Genomic DNA, 14,313 nt, shown 5'->3' on the forward strand with positions numbered 1-14,313 from the left:
TGGCAAAGTTATGAGTACACAAACAAATCCCGCGACCACGCCCGATCAGGACGATGCAGCGCGCAAGGAACTTGAAGCAAGCCTGGTCGCCAAACCGCCCTCGCCGATGGCTGAATTCTGGCATTATTTCCGCCAGAATCGCGGCGCACTTGCCGGTTTGATTATTGTTGGCATTGTTGTTTTTTTAGCCGTGTTCGCCCAGGTCGTTGCCCCGTACGACCCGATCGTACAGGACCGTTCCGCCATCCAGATGCCGCCGGCATGGGAAGATGGCGGCAGCTCGCAATATTTGCTTGGCACCGATGCGGTTGGCCGCGACATGGTATCGCGCCTGATGTATGGCGCGCAGCTTTCGGTGTTTATCGGCCTGTTCGTTGTGATTATTTCGGTCATCTTTGGCGTGACCCTTGGTCTGGCATCCGGCTATTTCCGGGGCTGGGTTGAAATTGGCATCATGCGGGTGATGGACATCATGTTGTCCATTCCCAGCCTGGTACTGGCCCTTGCCATTGTCACCATTCTTGGCCCGAACCTGATCAATGCGATGCTGGCCATTGCCATTGTTCAGTTGCCCCATTACGTGCGACTGACCCGGGCGTCGGTGATTTCGGAACGTAACAAGGAATATGTCACCGCCTCGCAAATTGCCGGTGCCGGTGCCCTGCGCCAGATGTTTATCAACATTCTGCCCAACTGTGCCGCCCCGTTGATCGTGCAGGGCACATTGGGCATTTCCAACGCCATTCTGGATGCGGCTGCCCTTGGCTTTTTGGGCCTTGGCGCACAACCGCCGACGCCGGAATGGGGTTCGATGCTGGCAAACGCCCGCGAATTCGTTGGTTCCGCCTGGTGGATCGTTACCTTCCCCGGCCTGTGTATCCTGATCACCGTGCTGGCCTTTAACCTGATGGGTGATGGTCTGCGCGATGCCCTCGATCCCAAGATGAAGCGGTAAATCGTCATGGCATTGTTAGAAGTAAAAAACCTGACGGTCGAATTTGGCTCGGAAAACAACCCGTTTCGCGCGGTTGATTCCGTCAGCTTTTCGGTCGAACGCGGCGAAGTTCTGGGTATTGTCGGTGAATCCGGGTCGGGCAAATCTGTCAGTTCGCTGGCCCTGATGGGCCTGATCGACTATCCCGGCCGTGTCACCGCCGACAGCCTGACCTTTGACGGCGAAGACCTGTTGCGGATGCCCGCACGCAAGCGCCGCAACATTACCGGCAAAGACATCGCCATGATCTTTCAGGATCCGATGTCGTCGCTCAACCCGTGCTACACTGTTGAAACCCAGATCATGGAGGCCCTTAAGGTCCATGAGGGCGGCAACAAAAAGCAACGGCGCGAACGCACGCTGGACTTGTTAAACCAGGTCGGCATTCCCGACCCCAAATCGCGGATGAAGGCTTATCCCCACCAGCTTTCGGGCGGGATGAGCCAGCGTATTGTGATTGCCATGGCAATTGCATGTAACCCGCGCCTGCTGGTGGCGGACGAACCAACCACCGCACTGGATGTCACCATTCAGGCCCAGATCATTGACCTGTTATTGAAACTGCAATCAGACAGTGACATGGCCCTGATCCTGATCACCCACGATCTGGCCCTGGTGTCCGAGGCCGCAGACCGCATTCAGGTGATGTATGCAGGTCAGCTGTTTGAAAGCGGCCCGGCCGATGGCCTGTTTGCCGCCCCGCGCCATCCCTATACCCAGGCCTTGCTAGAAGCCTTGCCGGAACGCTCGGAAGGACATGACCGCTTGCGCACCATCCCCGGTGTGGTTCCGGGCGCTCATGACCGCCCGACCGGGTGCCTGTTAAGCCCGCGTTGCCGTTACGCCACCGATAAATGCGTATCGACCCAGCCGCTGGTAGAGGATTATTACGGCCGGGACGTGCGGTGTTTTTATCCGTTAGATGATAACGGGCAGCCCACCGGGAGGACTGTGTAAATGAGCTTTCTTGATACCAAACCCGGCGTTGCCCTGATGGAAGGTGACACCCTGGCGCGGCATTACACGGTGGGGGGCGGATTTGGCAAACCGACCGCATCGGTCAAGGCGCTGGATGGTGTTTCATTTTCGCTGGAAGCCAAAAAAACCCTGGCAGTTGTCGGAGAGTCCGGCTGTGGCAAATCCACCCTTGGCCGCCAGTTAACCTTGATCGAAAAGCCGTCTTCGGGCGCGCTTAAAATCAATGGCGAAGCTGTTGGCAATTTGTCAGAAAAAGACGCCAAGCTGTTTCGTCGCACGGTTCAAATGATTTTCCAGAACCCGTATGGTTCGCTTAATCCCCGCAAAAAGGTCGGCCAGATTCTGGAAGAACCGGTTTTGCTGAATATGGAAAAACTGAGCCGTAAGGAACGCCAGGAACGCGTGCGCGAGACCATGTCCAAGGTCGGGTTACGGTCGGAATTTTTCAATCGTTATCCGCACATGTTTTCGGGCGGGCAACGCCAGCGTATTGCCATTGCCCGTGCGCTGATCCTTGAACCCAAGGTCATTGTTGCCGACGAACCTGTTTCCGCACTGGACGTATCGGTGCAGGCACAGGTTTTGAACCTGATGATGGATTTGCAAGATGAAATGAACGTCGCCTATGTGTTCATTTCGCATGATCTGTCTGTGGTGCGCCACATTGCCGATGATGTGATGGTCATGTATCTGGGCCGGGTGGCCGAAAAAGGCCCGACCGAGGAACTGTTTAACCGCCCGCTTCATCCCTATACCAGGGCTTTGCTGGCATCAGCACCAAAAATTGACCCCGCACACCGGGTTAAATCCGACCCGCTAACGGGCGAGCTGCCATCCCCGATCAACCCGCCATCAGGCTGTGCCTTTCATAAACGCTGCCCCTACGCGACCGAGCATTGCGCCCAGGTTCGCCCGGAACTGCGCGTTATTGAAGGCCGAGAAGTCGCCTGCCATCGGGTTGAGGAAATCTTCTGATCCTGCCTTTCTTCGACAATCAACCGGTATGAACAAAGGGACGCATCCAAACAATGCGTCCCTTTATTTACAGGTTGTGCGCATATGGTGCCAGGTCGATAGAGCGTTCGTCGCCTTCTTGTGCCGCGCCGATTAACCGAAGGCTTAACCATCCAGCCATGCGGCAAGTCCGTCAAGAGTCTGTAGCCCGTATTCCACCGCACCGAAAGCAATAACCGCAGAGCGCCGTTCCCGAGTGGGATGGAGCTGGCGTAACGTAACCACAGTCTTGCCGTCGCTCTGCTCATCAAAGGTGACCGTCATGCGAAACCGTTCGGGGTCGTCAGGGTCAGGTGTGCCGTAATCCATAACGATCCGCTCGTTCGGCACGATCTCCAAAAAGCGCATATGGTTTTCGAAACGCTGCGGTTTGCCTTCAAATTCACCCACCATATCAAACCGCCAGACTCCTCCCTCCCGGATGTCCGCTTCCAGGGTCTCGATGTCGAGGCCGACCGGGCCATACCATTTCGCCAGCGCATCAGGGTCCGTCCAGGCCGCAAAGACCTTATGGCGCGGGTGGTTCAATAATTTGACCAGCACGATTTCCCGGTCAAGAGACCACGTCTCAATCGGATTTTTCGTATCATCCATCATCTACCTCCTTTTTGTCCAAGTAGACTTCCAGCTGATCCAGTTGGGCGGCCCAACGCCGACGCTCCGATTCCAGCCAGGTCACAGCCTCATCGAAACATTCCGGCACCAGTCGGCACCAACGGCTACGCCCGCGCTTCTCGCTGGTGATCAGACCGCAATCTTCAAGGACTTTAAGATGCTGCGCGAATGAGGGCAGGGCCATGTCGAAAGGTGCGGCCAGATCGCTCACGGGTGCCTCGCCCCGGGCAAGCCGCGAAACCACCGCCCGGCGAGTGGGATCGCTAAGAGCATGAAAGGCAAGGTCCAGGGGTGTAGAATGATAAGGCATATGCCTTAATAATCGACATTCCGGGCCTTTGTCAACAATACTAAGTCAATTACCTTAGTGTTTACACAAACATCAAAAGCCGACACCCCGAACCGATGAAACATCACACCCAGGTCGGTCCGGGGCTGCACGTTATTGAAGGTCGGAAAGTCACCCCGCATCGGGTAAAGGAAATTTGCTGATTTCTGCCCTCACTGGTGATGGATGCTATTTGCGTTGGGCATGCACCATCAGATCAATCTTTTCCTCAAAGGGGTGCTGCAAAATCTGCGCCCCTTCTTGCCGGGCTTTTGCTGCGCATGCACGCGGGAATGGTTATGTTTTCGGACCCATGAAATTTGTGGTTTCCCTGCACTTTCCTGTTTTCATAGAACCCGTTCCGGGTCATATATCCCCGGCATCGAGCTTCAAAACATAACAAAACAAAACAAACGCGGAGGATCATATGTTTATTATCTGGAGAGGATGGGGCATTTTGCTGCCCTTGGCTGCACTGATCGGTGCGCTGATTTCCATGCTTGTCTTTGGACTGGTCGAACAATACGTTCCCCAGCAAATGTTGCCTGCCTTCATCATGCTTGGCGCAACACTGGCTGTCTTTCAAACCGTGCGCTGGCTTGAACGTTCCGACAAGGGGCGCGAATTGTTAGATGAAAAAACCGGCGAAACCGTTTTGCTCAAGCGCGGCGACAGCATATTTTTCATCAAGGTGCGCTATTGGGCATATCTTTTTGCGATTTTAACACTGGTTATGTTTGTGACGTCTCTTTCAACCGTGTTTGGCAGCGGCAATTAAATCGCCGGTAAAACAACCACTCCCAAACGGGCTGCCCGCTTGCGCAGCCCGTTTTCATTTTGACATTAACATCAATAAAATACGCCAAAATCACCGACGTGCCACAGCCAGCAACGCCCCTGCCCCCATCAATACGCCACCGCTAACCCGGTTAAGAATGCGCAAATGGCGGGCAGACCGCACAAACCCCTTCACCTGCCCGCCCACCAGCCCGTAGGCCAGCAAAACGCAGGCCTCCATCAGCAAAAATGTCAGTCCCATAATGGCAAACTGTTCGCCATAAGGGGCTTGCGCATTTAAAAACTGCGGGAAAAAGGCGGTAAAAATCAAAATGGCCTTGGGGTTCCCCATCGCGGTCAAAAATTCACGCCGGGCCAGATCATAGGCACGCGGGCGGGCCTGAAATACCTTGTGCTCGCCCGAAATTGCCGCTTCTTCCGCCGATTGACCGGAAACCGGGCTGCGCCAGGTTTTAATGCCCAAATAAACCAGATACGCCGCCCCGGCATATTTGATAATGCCAAACGCCACTTCGCTTGCCGCCAGCACCACACCAAGGCCGGTTGCCGCAACCACAATCATAATAACAAAGGCCAGCAATCGGCCAATGCCGCCCGTGGCCGATGCCCCCACACCGTGGCGCGCACCATTAAACATCGCCATCAAATTATTGGGTCCCGGCGCCATCGAAAGCGCAAAGGCCGCCCCGGCAAAAACCAGCCACGTATCAAAGGACATCATCCACCCCGACAAATCATAATTTTGTTTGCCGATTGCGCCGCAAATTCAATCGCGCGTCAAGGCCGTAATCATGTCACGCGCATCAGGCCAGGTCGCCATCAGATCCGCCCGTTTGCCCATGGTAAAATCGGCAAAATCAAACCCCGGTGCCACCGTACATCCCAGCAGGGCAAATGCGCCGCCGGGTTTAAGGCGGGCCCCTTGCCACACATTTTTGGGCACCACCTGTTGCGGACGATGACCTGCAACTATGTCTGTTCCGATCTCGACCACCCGGTGGCTGCCATCGGCAAACAACTGTAATTGCTCTACTGTATCGCCCATATAGAAATGAAAAATCTCGTCCGAGGTTAAAATATGCATCCCCGAAAATGTATCCGCAGTCAAAAGATAATAAATCGCCGTGCCTGTCGCACGATCCGACGGATATCGCCCCTGCGGATTGGTGGGTTCCGTGGCGCGAAAGGTTTCGGCGTAATAGCCGCCCTCGGGATGGGGCAACAGGTTCAGCTTTGTGATCAGATCATCAATATTGGTCATGTTTCCCGCGCATCGCATTTTGGCAAAACACCATCATGACGGCAAAAGGGGCGCGGTTCAATCCGCACCCCTTGTCATTACCATTCATTCCTGACCGTGTTTTATACCTCAAACCGCGTGCAGGCCCAAAACGGAACCATACAGCGACCGAAGCTATAATCAGTTTTGCATTTGGCCCGCCCCGCCAGACGAACCACCCATGCCGTTTGATTTACCCATGGCGCCATCCTTGCCGGGTTTCATATCCATCTTCATCGCACCATGCTGTTTGCTGGCTGCATCCGACATGGAAATAACCGCGACCTCAACCGGCACCTCCCCGGCCTTTTCAAACTGCAAGGTCAGGGCAACATGCTGCCCGGCCTTTAACGGTTCGTGCAAATCCAGCATCATCACATGATAGCTGCCGGGTTTGAAGGCCAGCTCGCCGTTGGCAGGCACATCAACCCCGCCCTCGACCCGGCGCATCTTCATCACGTTATTTTCCATGATATGTGTATGCAGTTCGGTGCGATCAGCCAGATCCGAGGTCGCGCCAACAATTTTGTCTGCGCCCCCATCATTATGAATGACAAAAAAAGCCGCCCCGTTTGGCACACGACCAATGGATTCCTTGGCCCACGCATCGCTGATTGTGATGTCACCGGCAAATGCCGGAAGCGCAACTGCAATCCCTGCCACCATCGTGGCAATTCCCAAAAACCTGTTAAACATGATCTGGTCCATTTCTCTGATTGAAAATAAAACGCCGCCGAATTAATCGATCAGATGAAAACCGGGGGACCACGCGGCGCAAACCCGACAACGGCCAGAATAAAGCCTGCCTCCTGCCCCGCCGGAACAGGGGCAAACCGGGTTTGCAAAACCGGATGGGAATATATAAAGCCCGCTGCCAGCGCCGGGATGGCATGGCAAAAAGCACAATGGGCACAAAAAGCATGGGAAGGTGCGGCTTTGCCAGCCGAACCAGTGGTCGCAGCATTGGCATTAACAACGATATTATCATCGCTCGCCAGCGAAGATGATGACGCCGCAACACCACCTGCAACATTCGTGCTGCCAGCCTTTACCGGCCCAAGGCGAACCGGCTGAATACCACTTCCGGTGCAGATATAGATAATGTCGGACCTGGCCTGAAACGACCCGGGCCCGCTTCCACCGGCCCCATGCAACGCAAGCGGCACACCCGCCTGGGTCAGGGATGCCAGAATGACAACAAAAATCAGCCCCCACACCCGCAAACCAGTTCGCAGGGAGCCTTGAACACCGTTAAAGGTGCGGCGTAATCGTGCCATCGGCGCAGAAACCACCGTGGCAGGATACGGCAAAAATGCGGAATATTTTGCTGCCATACAGGATGATATGCCCAATCGCTGTTCAATCGGCAATGTTATATATCAAACCGGGCCGAGGAAAACCCGGCCCGGCCCATATTGATCACGTATTTTAACAAATCACCCCGAACGGATCGTCTGATGCTGCAACATCCCGGCACTTAACATGTTCTTGATACACCCGAAATCAGCTGATACGACAATTCCGTCACTCGGTATGTTCCGGGCATGATGGCAATATTTATGTCTCTGGACGTTCGAAAAAGGATCACCACGTGTCAAATGCAGCTGCTGTTCCGGTATCCTTGCCTCATATATCCTTTCCAACTGCCGACTGGGCCGATGCCTTCACAATCACAACGTCGGAGCACGGCATCACACCTGAGAATGCCGCACAAAAAATCATGATGTCGAGGCCGGACTGGATTATTCACCTGATGCGGTTGCGTGACCTTTTGGTAAGTCCGCTTGGTTTGAAATCGGGCGCAAATGACAGCGACAACCCGAACATTATTGGCATTTTCCCGGTGATTGACCGCACCGATACATCGATTACGCTGGGCCTGGATGACCGGCATCTTGATTTCAGGCTGGTGATTGAAATTGAACATATTGCCAATGATCAGACATTGATCCGTGCCATAACCCTGACAAAGCGCCACAACCTTTTTGGCCGGGCCTATCTGGCAACCATCATGCCCTTTCACAGGGTCATCGTTCCGACCATGCTTAGGGCTGCTTACCCCCGGTAAATTGACCGGGCGTCAAACGCCCGGCCAAATGTCGTTAAAACCGGTGCCGCAGCAAGGCACATCAGATCATATCGCGAGCCCGGACAAGTTCGTCAAATTTATCCCCGTCAAGAAAACCAAGCGCAAGGCAGGCTTCTTTCAGGCTGGACCGGTCCTTATGCGCCTTTTTGGCAACGGCAGCGGCGTTATCATAACCAATATGCGGAGCCAGGGCAGTTACCAGCATCAGGCTTTGTTCAACATAAAGATCGATCTTTTCCTGATCGGCTTCCAACCCCACAATGCAATGATCGGCAAAGCTGACGGATGCATCGGCAAGCAGACGAATGGATTGCAAAAGGTTATAGATAATGACCGGTTTGAACACATTCAGATCAAGGTGCCCGTTAGACCCCGCCACTGTTACCGTGACATGATTGCCCATCACCTGCGCGCAGACCATGGTCAGGGCTTCGGCCTGGGTCGGGTTAACCTTGCCGGGCATAATTGACGATCCCGGCTCGTTAGCAGGCAATATCAATTCGCCCAGCCCGCACCGCGGCCCGGAGCCCAGCAACCGAATATCATTGCCAATTTTCATCAATGATGCGGCCAGCACATTCATCACGCCCGACATTTCAACGCAGGCATCATGCGCGGCCAGGGCTTCAAACTTGTTGGCGGCGGTTTCAAAATTCAGCCCGGTCAGGCTGCTGATTTCGCGGGCGAACTGTTCGTCAAAACCGTCGGGCGCATTAAGCCCGGTGCCAAGGGCCGTGCCGCCCTGTGCCAGTTTGGACAGACGTTTAAGCGCATCTTCAATCCGCTCCAGCCCCAATTCGATCTGCATGGTGTAACCGGAAAATTCCTGCCCCAAAGTCAGGGGCACGGCATCCTGCATATGGGTCCGGCCAATTTTAACGATGTTTTCAAAGGCCCGGCTTTTGGCATCCAGCGTTTCACGCAAATGACGCAGGGCCGGTTTTAGCCGTTCTTCAATTTCAACCACCGCAGCAATGTGCATGGCGGTCGGAAAGCTGTCATTGGATGACTGGCCACGATTAACATGGTCGTTAGGATGAACCGGTTCGCGCTTGCCCAGCGGCGCCCCCATATATTCGCACGCCCGGTTGGCAATAACCTCGTTGGCATTCATGTTGGTTTGCGTGCCGCTGCCGGTTTGCCACACCACCAACGGAAAATGATCGGACAATTTGCCGTCGGCCACTTCACGCGCGGCTGCCTGAATGGCATCGGCGATTTTGGGTTCAAGATTGCCTAATACCCTATTGGTGCGGGCCGCCGCCAGCTTTTGCAAGCCAAAGGCCCTGATCAGGGCTTCGGGCATTGTTTCTCCGCCAATGCGAAAGTTTTCACGCGAGCGCTGGGTCTGCGCGCCCCAATAACGGTCGGCGGGTACGTCAATTTCGCCCATGGTGTCTTGTTCGGTGCGCGTTGTAGCGTGATCAGTCACGATATAAATCCTCCGTGTCAGAATAGATACTGACCGGGGCGGGAACCCGGCGGCATATGCGATACTGTTTGCGAATATGGGTGAGTTTCTTCGTCAGCGCAAAGCTGACAAGGTGAAAAAAAGCAAACCGGACCAATATTATGCAGCGGAAAAGATAAAAGACGGGACCGAAACAGGCAGGAAATGCCCAACAGAAGGCGGAAAGAAAAGGAGAGCAAGGGGAGAAAAGGAAAGACGACGGAGAAAGAAACTGATCTAGACAACAATACGAATATCGGAAAGCCCGGCTTCGGGATCGGCCACAATCACCTCGACACCGGCACGGGCCAGTTTTTCGCGTAAATTTTCCGGCGGGGCCTGATCTGTAATCACGCCACACAGGGTGCTAAACGGACCAATACTTTCCAGATATCGCTGTTCAAATTTGGTATGATCCACCAACAGCCATGTTTCGTCCGAACGTTCCATCATGGCACGTTTAACCGCCACCGCCTTGCGGTTTACATCGCTAAACCCGTGCGATGACAGGCCCGATGCGCCGATAAAGGCCCGGTTGGCATGAAAGCGGCGCAAAAAATCGACCGTATCATGCCCGTAAACCGCATTTTCACGCGGGTCAAACTGCCCTGGACACAAAATTACATCGTCGATCGCGGCCTGTTCGCCCATGCCATGCGCCACCGCATAACAATTGGTCAAAATGGTTCGATGCTGGCCCGGGTTATCACTGCTCAGATAAGGGGCAATCCGGGTTACGGTGGAGCCGGCATCAATCATGATAACCTCGCCGGGTTGCACCATTTTACCGGCTTGCGCACCAATGCGGCCAATGCCCGCAACCGCCCCTAACTGGCGTTGGGCCAAATCGGGCTGATGCCCCATTGGTTTTGCCGATGCCCCGCCAAACTGGCGCATCACCAACCCGGCACGTCCCAATGCATCCAGATCACGCCGGATGGTTTCCGTCGCCACATCGAATCGTTCGGCCAATGTGGCAACTCGCACATGGGGATGAATTTGCAATTCCTGCAGAATGCGGCTCTGTCGTTCTTTTTTTCCGATACGCAAATGCCAATCCTTCCAATAACTGGCCTGACTTCGGGGATTTTATGGATATTAGCAGTTGTTTTTGTAACTGTTTGTGACAGTTTTATGTTGCTTTCCAAACTTTTTAACGCTCTATAATGTTGGGAAAAACAACAATAATGCCAACAAAACCACTTTACGACGGCATAATTCAAGCGTTACAGGGAAGAAAGGCTCCACGAAAATGTTTTCACATCCGAAAAAAACAGAAACATCAAAAATAACCCTCATGCTGGCTGCACTTGGCATGATGGGCATGATGGGCATGATGACCCACACCGGCACGGCACGCGCCGCCGATGATTGCATTGCGCATGGCGATCTTGACCCGATGTATTGCGATATGGACGGCGATCTTGTGGCTGATGCCCCTGCCGCAGACCAGCAGGAAGACCCCGACACGCTGGTTTTCGCATATACCCCGGTCGAAGACCCGGCGGTTTACGCCGATATCTGGAAGCCGTTTCTGGAACATATGGAAAAAGTAACCGGCAAGGATGTGCAATTCTTTGCCGTACAATCAAACTCGGCCGAAGTTGAAGCGATGCGCAGTGGCCGCTTGCATGTTGCGGGTTTTTCAACCGGGCCAACCCCGTTTGCGGTTAACCTTGCCGGTGCGGTTCCCTTTGCCCTGATGGGTGGGGATGACGGGCGTTTTGGTTACACGCTGCAATTATATACCCGCGTGGATAGCGGCATTAACACGCTTGCCGATTTGAAAGGCAAACGTGTTGCCCATACCTCGCCCACGTCAAATTCAGGTAACCTTGCCCCGCGCGCCTTGCTGCCAGCCAAGGGCATAGTTCCGGAAAAGGATTATGAAGTTGTTTATTCCGGGTCGCACGACCAGTCGATCCTGGGGGTCGTTGCCGGCGACTATGATGCCGCCCCTGTGGCATCCGAAGTGGTTGAACGCATGGTTCAGCGCGGCCTGTATGACCCCAATGAAGTCAAGATCATTTACGAAAGCAAACCTTTCCCGACAACTTCGTTCAACTATGCCTACAACCTGAAACCCGAACTGATCGAAAAGATCAAGGAAGCCTTCTTTACCTTCGATATGAAGGGCACAGCCCTTGGTGAAGAATTTAAGGGTGTGTCGAAATTCATTCCGGTTACCTACAAGGAAGACTGGGATGTCATTCGCGAAATCCAGGCCGCCAACGGGGTTAAATACACCCCGGACAACCTGAAATAATCTTTGCCTTTTTATACCGGCCTGATGTTACCGGGGTCCTTTTGGGCCCCGGCCAGGTTGATTTTACCGGGGAAACGCAATGCTGCGTATCAAGGAACTTGTAAAACGTTATGGTGATGAAAAGGCAGTGTTGAAAAACCTGAACCTTGAAGTCCCTGGCGAAAGTGTTGTTGCCATCATTGGCGCATCGGGTGCGGGTAAAAGTACGCTGCTGCGCTGTATCAACAAACTGGTGGAACCGTCATCAGGTTCGATCGAGCTGAACGGCACCGAACTGACCAAACTTGAGGGCAAGGCCCTGCGCCTGGCACGCCGCCGTATTGGCATGGTTTTTCAGGGCTTTAACCTGATCAACCGCCTGACGGTGATGGAAAATGTGCAGTCTGGCCGCCTGGGGTATTTGCCCGCCTGGCGCGCCATGACACGTAACTATCCCCAACAGGATATCGACCGTGCATTCCATTTGATGGAACGTGTCGGCATTGCCCATTACGCCAACAAACGTGCCGACGAGCTTTCGGGCGGGGAACGCCAGCGTGTGGGCGTGGTGCGCGCCCTGATGCAGGAACCCGAAATTCTGCTCGCCGATGAACCAACCGCCTCGCTCGACCCGAAAACATCAAAACAGATTATGGAATTGCTGCGCGCCCTGGCATCCGAGCTGCACCTGCCGGTTCTGATCAACATTCATAACGTTAACGAAGCCAAGGAATATACCCAGCGCATCGTCGGCATGCGGTTTGGCCGCATCACATTTGACGGCGTCCCCGCCGATCTGAACAATGACGCCATGGATGAAATCTATGCCGGTGTCCCCGCCGAGGAACGCGGCGGTGCAGAAAGCAGCACCCATTTGCGCGAGGTAGCGGCAAGATGAACAGCACCGTTGAAACCACAACGGGCCGCACCTGGAAAAAACCGTCCTTTATCGCCAACCCGGTGTTGCGCTGGGCGCTGATTATCGGAACTGCGGCCTATATCTGGTGGGCACTGACCAGCCTGCCTTTCGACTGGGAGCGCATTCAGCAAGGTGTTCCCCGTGCGATCCGTATTTTCAAGGGCGCTTTCCCGCCCAGTTTTATCCGCGGCGAACTACTGTTTGACGGCTTTATGGAAAGCATCAAAATCGCCATTGTCTCGACCCTGCTGGGGTTGGGTTTGTCTGTGCCCATTGCTTTTGCCTCGGCACGGAATATTGCCCCGCGCTGGCTTTATATCATCGGGCGCGGCACTATCATTGTCGCCCGCAGCTTTCACCCGGTGATCGTCGCCATTATCTTTGTCAAGGCTGTCGGGTTTGGCCCGCTGGCCGGTATTTTAACACTGACAATCTATTCCATCGGTTTTGTCGCCAAAATGCTGGCCGAACGGATCGAGGAAATCGACTGGGGCCAGGTCGAGGCCATCAAGGCCGCCGGGGGTGCCACTTTTGTTACTCTGCTTTATGCCGTGATCCCGCAAATCATGCCCCGCCAGATCGGCCTTTCAATCTATCAGCTTGATAGCAACCTGCGTGCATCGGCCATTGTCGGCATTGTCGGGGCCGGTGGCATCGGGTCAACGCTTCTCAATGCGTTCGGGCGATACGACTATGATTTCGCCCTGGCAATTACGCTGTGCATCATTGGCGTCATTCTTGTCAGCGAGGCCATCAGCGGCCGGATCCGGAGGAACCTATGGTAGCTACCACGCAAAAATCCGGGCCGGATGCCATCGCACTGCGCGAATGGTCCCGATATACGTCGAAAGAACGCTGGACCCGCTTTGCCATGACCGGGCTGGTCGCCCTGGCTCTTGTCTGGTCACTTTCAACCATTAACATTATCTGGCCATGGCTATGGGATGCCCCCATGCAGATGGGTGATTTGTTTGCCCGCATGTTTCCGCCCTCGCTTGACGGCTGGAAGGATATTGCCTGGACTCTTCTGGAAACAGTCAACATCGCAACGATTGCCACGTTCTTTGCTGTCTTTCTGTCGTTGCCCATCGCCCTGATCGCGGCGCAAAACACCACCCCCAACAAGGCAACGCTGTGGCTGGGCCGGTTCATTCTGGTTTCGTCGCGTTCGGTGAATACCATCATCTGGGCATTGCTGTTTGTGGCTGTTTTTGGTCCCGGCGTGCTGGCAGGTATTCTTGCCATCATTTTTCGCTCGCTTGGTTTCCTTGGCAAATTGCTGGGCGAAGCGATCGAGGAAATAGACCGCGCCCCGATAGAGGCCCTTGAAGCTGTTGGCGCATCGCGCTTTAAAATCCTGATCTATGGGGTTATTCCACAGGTGATGCCGACTTTCTTTGCCGTATCAATCCTGCGCTGGGACATCAATTTGCGCGAAAGCACGGTGTTGGGGCTGGTTGGTGCGGGCGGCATTGGCATCATCCTTCAGGGCGCGATTGACACCTTTGCATGGCAAACCGTAGCAACGATCCTGCTGGCCATTATCGGCCTGGTGATCATCGGCGAGGCCATTGCTGCATATTTGCGTAAAAAGGTGATCTGAC

At 54.4% G+C, this 14,313-nt stretch carries 17 protein-coding genes; 9 read left to right on the top strand and 8 right to left on the bottom strand.

Annotation, left to right across the window (positions count from 1 at the left end):
• The first annotated feature begins 10 nt into the window (after positions 1-10).
• From J4E05_RS07105 to J4E05_RS07115, 3 genes are read left to right on the top strand one after another with little or no spacing between them, the layout of a single operon-like run.
• Positions 11-955, top strand: coding sequence for an ABC transporter permease subunit (locus tag J4E05_RS07105; protein ID WP_085592602.1), 945 nt, complete (start codon positions 11-13; stop codon positions 953-955).
• Between the two features lie 6 nt (positions 956-961).
• The gene (gene dppD / locus J4E05_RS07110) at positions 962-1,951 is read left to right on the top strand and encodes a dipeptide ABC transporter ATP-binding protein (protein ID WP_085592600.1); all 990 of its coding nucleotides are present in this window, start codon (positions 962-964) and stop codon (positions 1,949-1,951) included.
• A complete protein-coding gene (locus J4E05_RS07115) occupies positions 1,952-2,947 on the top strand; it encodes a peptide ABC transporter ATP-binding protein (RefSeq protein WP_085592598.1) in 996 nt (331 codons plus the stop codon).
• A 144-nt stretch (positions 2,948-3,091) separates the two neighbouring features.
• Here J4E05_RS07115 and J4E05_RS07120 read toward each other — a convergent pair whose 3' ends face one another.
• Together J4E05_RS07120 and J4E05_RS07125 are read right to left on the bottom strand one after the other, a co-directional pair.
• Positions 3,092-3,583: an SRPBCC family protein gene (locus J4E05_RS07120; protein WP_210402922.1), complete on the bottom strand. Its 492-nt coding sequence runs from the start codon at positions 3,581-3,583 to the stop codon at positions 3,092-3,094.
• The gene (locus J4E05_RS07125) at positions 3,573-3,911 is read right to left on the bottom strand and encodes an ArsR/SmtB family transcription factor (protein ID WP_349593763.1); all 339 of its coding nucleotides are present in this window, start codon (positions 3,909-3,911) and stop codon (positions 3,573-3,575) included. The genes J4E05_RS07120 and J4E05_RS07125 overlap by 11 nt, the downstream gene beginning before the upstream one ends.
• Positions 3,912-4,356: 445 nt before the next feature.
• On the opposite strand from J4E05_RS07125, the gene J4E05_RS07130 reads away from it, so the two are divergent.
• A complete protein-coding gene (locus J4E05_RS07130) occupies positions 4,357-4,707 on the top strand; it encodes a hypothetical protein (protein ID WP_349593765.1) in 351 nt (116 codons plus the stop codon).
• Between the two features lie 90 nt (positions 4,708-4,797).
• Here J4E05_RS07130 and J4E05_RS07135 read toward each other — a convergent pair whose 3' ends face one another.
• The 4 genes from J4E05_RS07135 to J4E05_RS07150 form a co-directional block, all read right to left on the bottom strand.
• On the bottom strand, positions 4,798-5,448 hold the full coding sequence (locus tag J4E05_RS07135; RefSeq protein WP_349593768.1) for a LysE family translocator: 651 nt from the start codon (positions 5,446-5,448) through the stop codon (positions 4,798-4,800).
• A 45-nt stretch (positions 5,449-5,493) separates the two neighbouring features.
• Positions 5,494-5,988, bottom strand: a complete 495-nt coding sequence (locus tag J4E05_RS07140) for a cupin domain-containing protein (RefSeq protein ID WP_349593770.1) — start codon at positions 5,986-5,988, stop codon at positions 5,494-5,496.
• Positions 5,989-6,147: 159 nt separating this feature from the next.
• On the bottom strand, positions 6,148-6,702 hold the full coding sequence (locus J4E05_RS07145; protein WP_349593773.1) for a copper chaperone PCu(A)C: 555 nt from the start codon (positions 6,700-6,702) through the stop codon (positions 6,148-6,150).
• A 50-nt stretch (positions 6,703-6,752) separates the two neighbouring features.
• Complete coding sequence (locus J4E05_RS07150; RefSeq protein ID WP_349593776.1) at positions 6,753-7,340, bottom strand: hypothetical protein; 588 nt, start codon at positions 7,338-7,340, stop codon at positions 6,753-6,755.
• Positions 7,341-7,597: 257 nt separating this feature from the next.
• Here J4E05_RS07150 and J4E05_RS07155 point away from each other — a divergent pair, with 257 nt between their 5' ends.
• Positions 7,598-8,074, top strand: coding sequence for a DUF2867 domain-containing protein (locus J4E05_RS07155; RefSeq protein ID WP_168184917.1), 477 nt, complete (start codon positions 7,598-7,600; stop codon positions 8,072-8,074).
• 61 nt (positions 8,075-8,135) lie between these two features.
• On the opposite strand, the gene fumC is transcribed toward J4E05_RS07155, so the two are convergent.
• A complete protein-coding gene (gene fumC, locus J4E05_RS07160; protein WP_349593779.1) occupies positions 8,136-9,527 on the bottom strand; it encodes a class II fumarate hydratase in 1,392 nt (463 codons plus the stop codon).
• Positions 9,528-9,782: 255 nt separating this feature from the next.
• Entirely contained in the window at positions 9,783-10,595 is an 813-nt protein-coding gene (locus J4E05_RS07165; RefSeq protein WP_349593782.1) for a DeoR/GlpR family DNA-binding transcription regulator, read from the bottom strand.
• 247 nt (positions 10,596-10,842) lie between these two features.
• Between J4E05_RS07165 and phnD the strand changes: the two genes are divergently transcribed.
• The 4 genes from phnD to phnE (J4E05_RS07185) all read left to right on the top strand — a co-directional run bounded on the left by phnD (position 10,843) and on the right by phnE (J4E05_RS07185) (position 14,312).
• Positions 10,843-11,811: a phosphate/phosphite/phosphonate ABC transporter substrate-binding protein gene (phnD, locus tag J4E05_RS07170; RefSeq protein ID WP_349593785.1), complete on the top strand. Its 969-nt coding sequence runs from the start codon at positions 10,843-10,845 to the stop codon at positions 11,809-11,811.
• A 79-nt stretch (positions 11,812-11,890) separates the two neighbouring features.
• Entirely contained in the window at positions 11,891-12,688 is a 798-nt protein-coding gene (phnC, locus tag J4E05_RS07175; protein ID WP_085592575.1) for a phosphonate ABC transporter ATP-binding protein, read from the top strand.
• Positions 12,685-13,494, top strand: a complete 810-nt coding sequence (gene phnE / locus J4E05_RS07180) for a phosphonate ABC transporter, permease protein PhnE (protein ID WP_085592573.1) — start codon at positions 12,685-12,687, stop codon at positions 13,492-13,494. The genes phnC and phnE (J4E05_RS07180) overlap by 4 nt, the downstream gene beginning before the upstream one ends.
• Positions 13,488-14,312: a phosphonate ABC transporter, permease protein PhnE gene (phnE, locus tag J4E05_RS07185; RefSeq protein ID WP_085592571.1), complete on the top strand. Its 825-nt coding sequence runs from the start codon at positions 13,488-13,490 to the stop codon at positions 14,310-14,312. The genes phnE (J4E05_RS07180) and phnE (J4E05_RS07185) overlap by 7 nt, the downstream gene beginning before the upstream one ends.
• The last annotated feature ends 1 nt before the right edge of the window (position 14,313 follow it).

The sequence above is a fragment of the Thalassospira sp. NFXS8 genome (assembly GCF_040148805.1).
Classification (GTDB): domain Bacteria; phylum Pseudomonadota; class Alphaproteobacteria; order Rhodospirillales; family Thalassospiraceae; genus Thalassospira.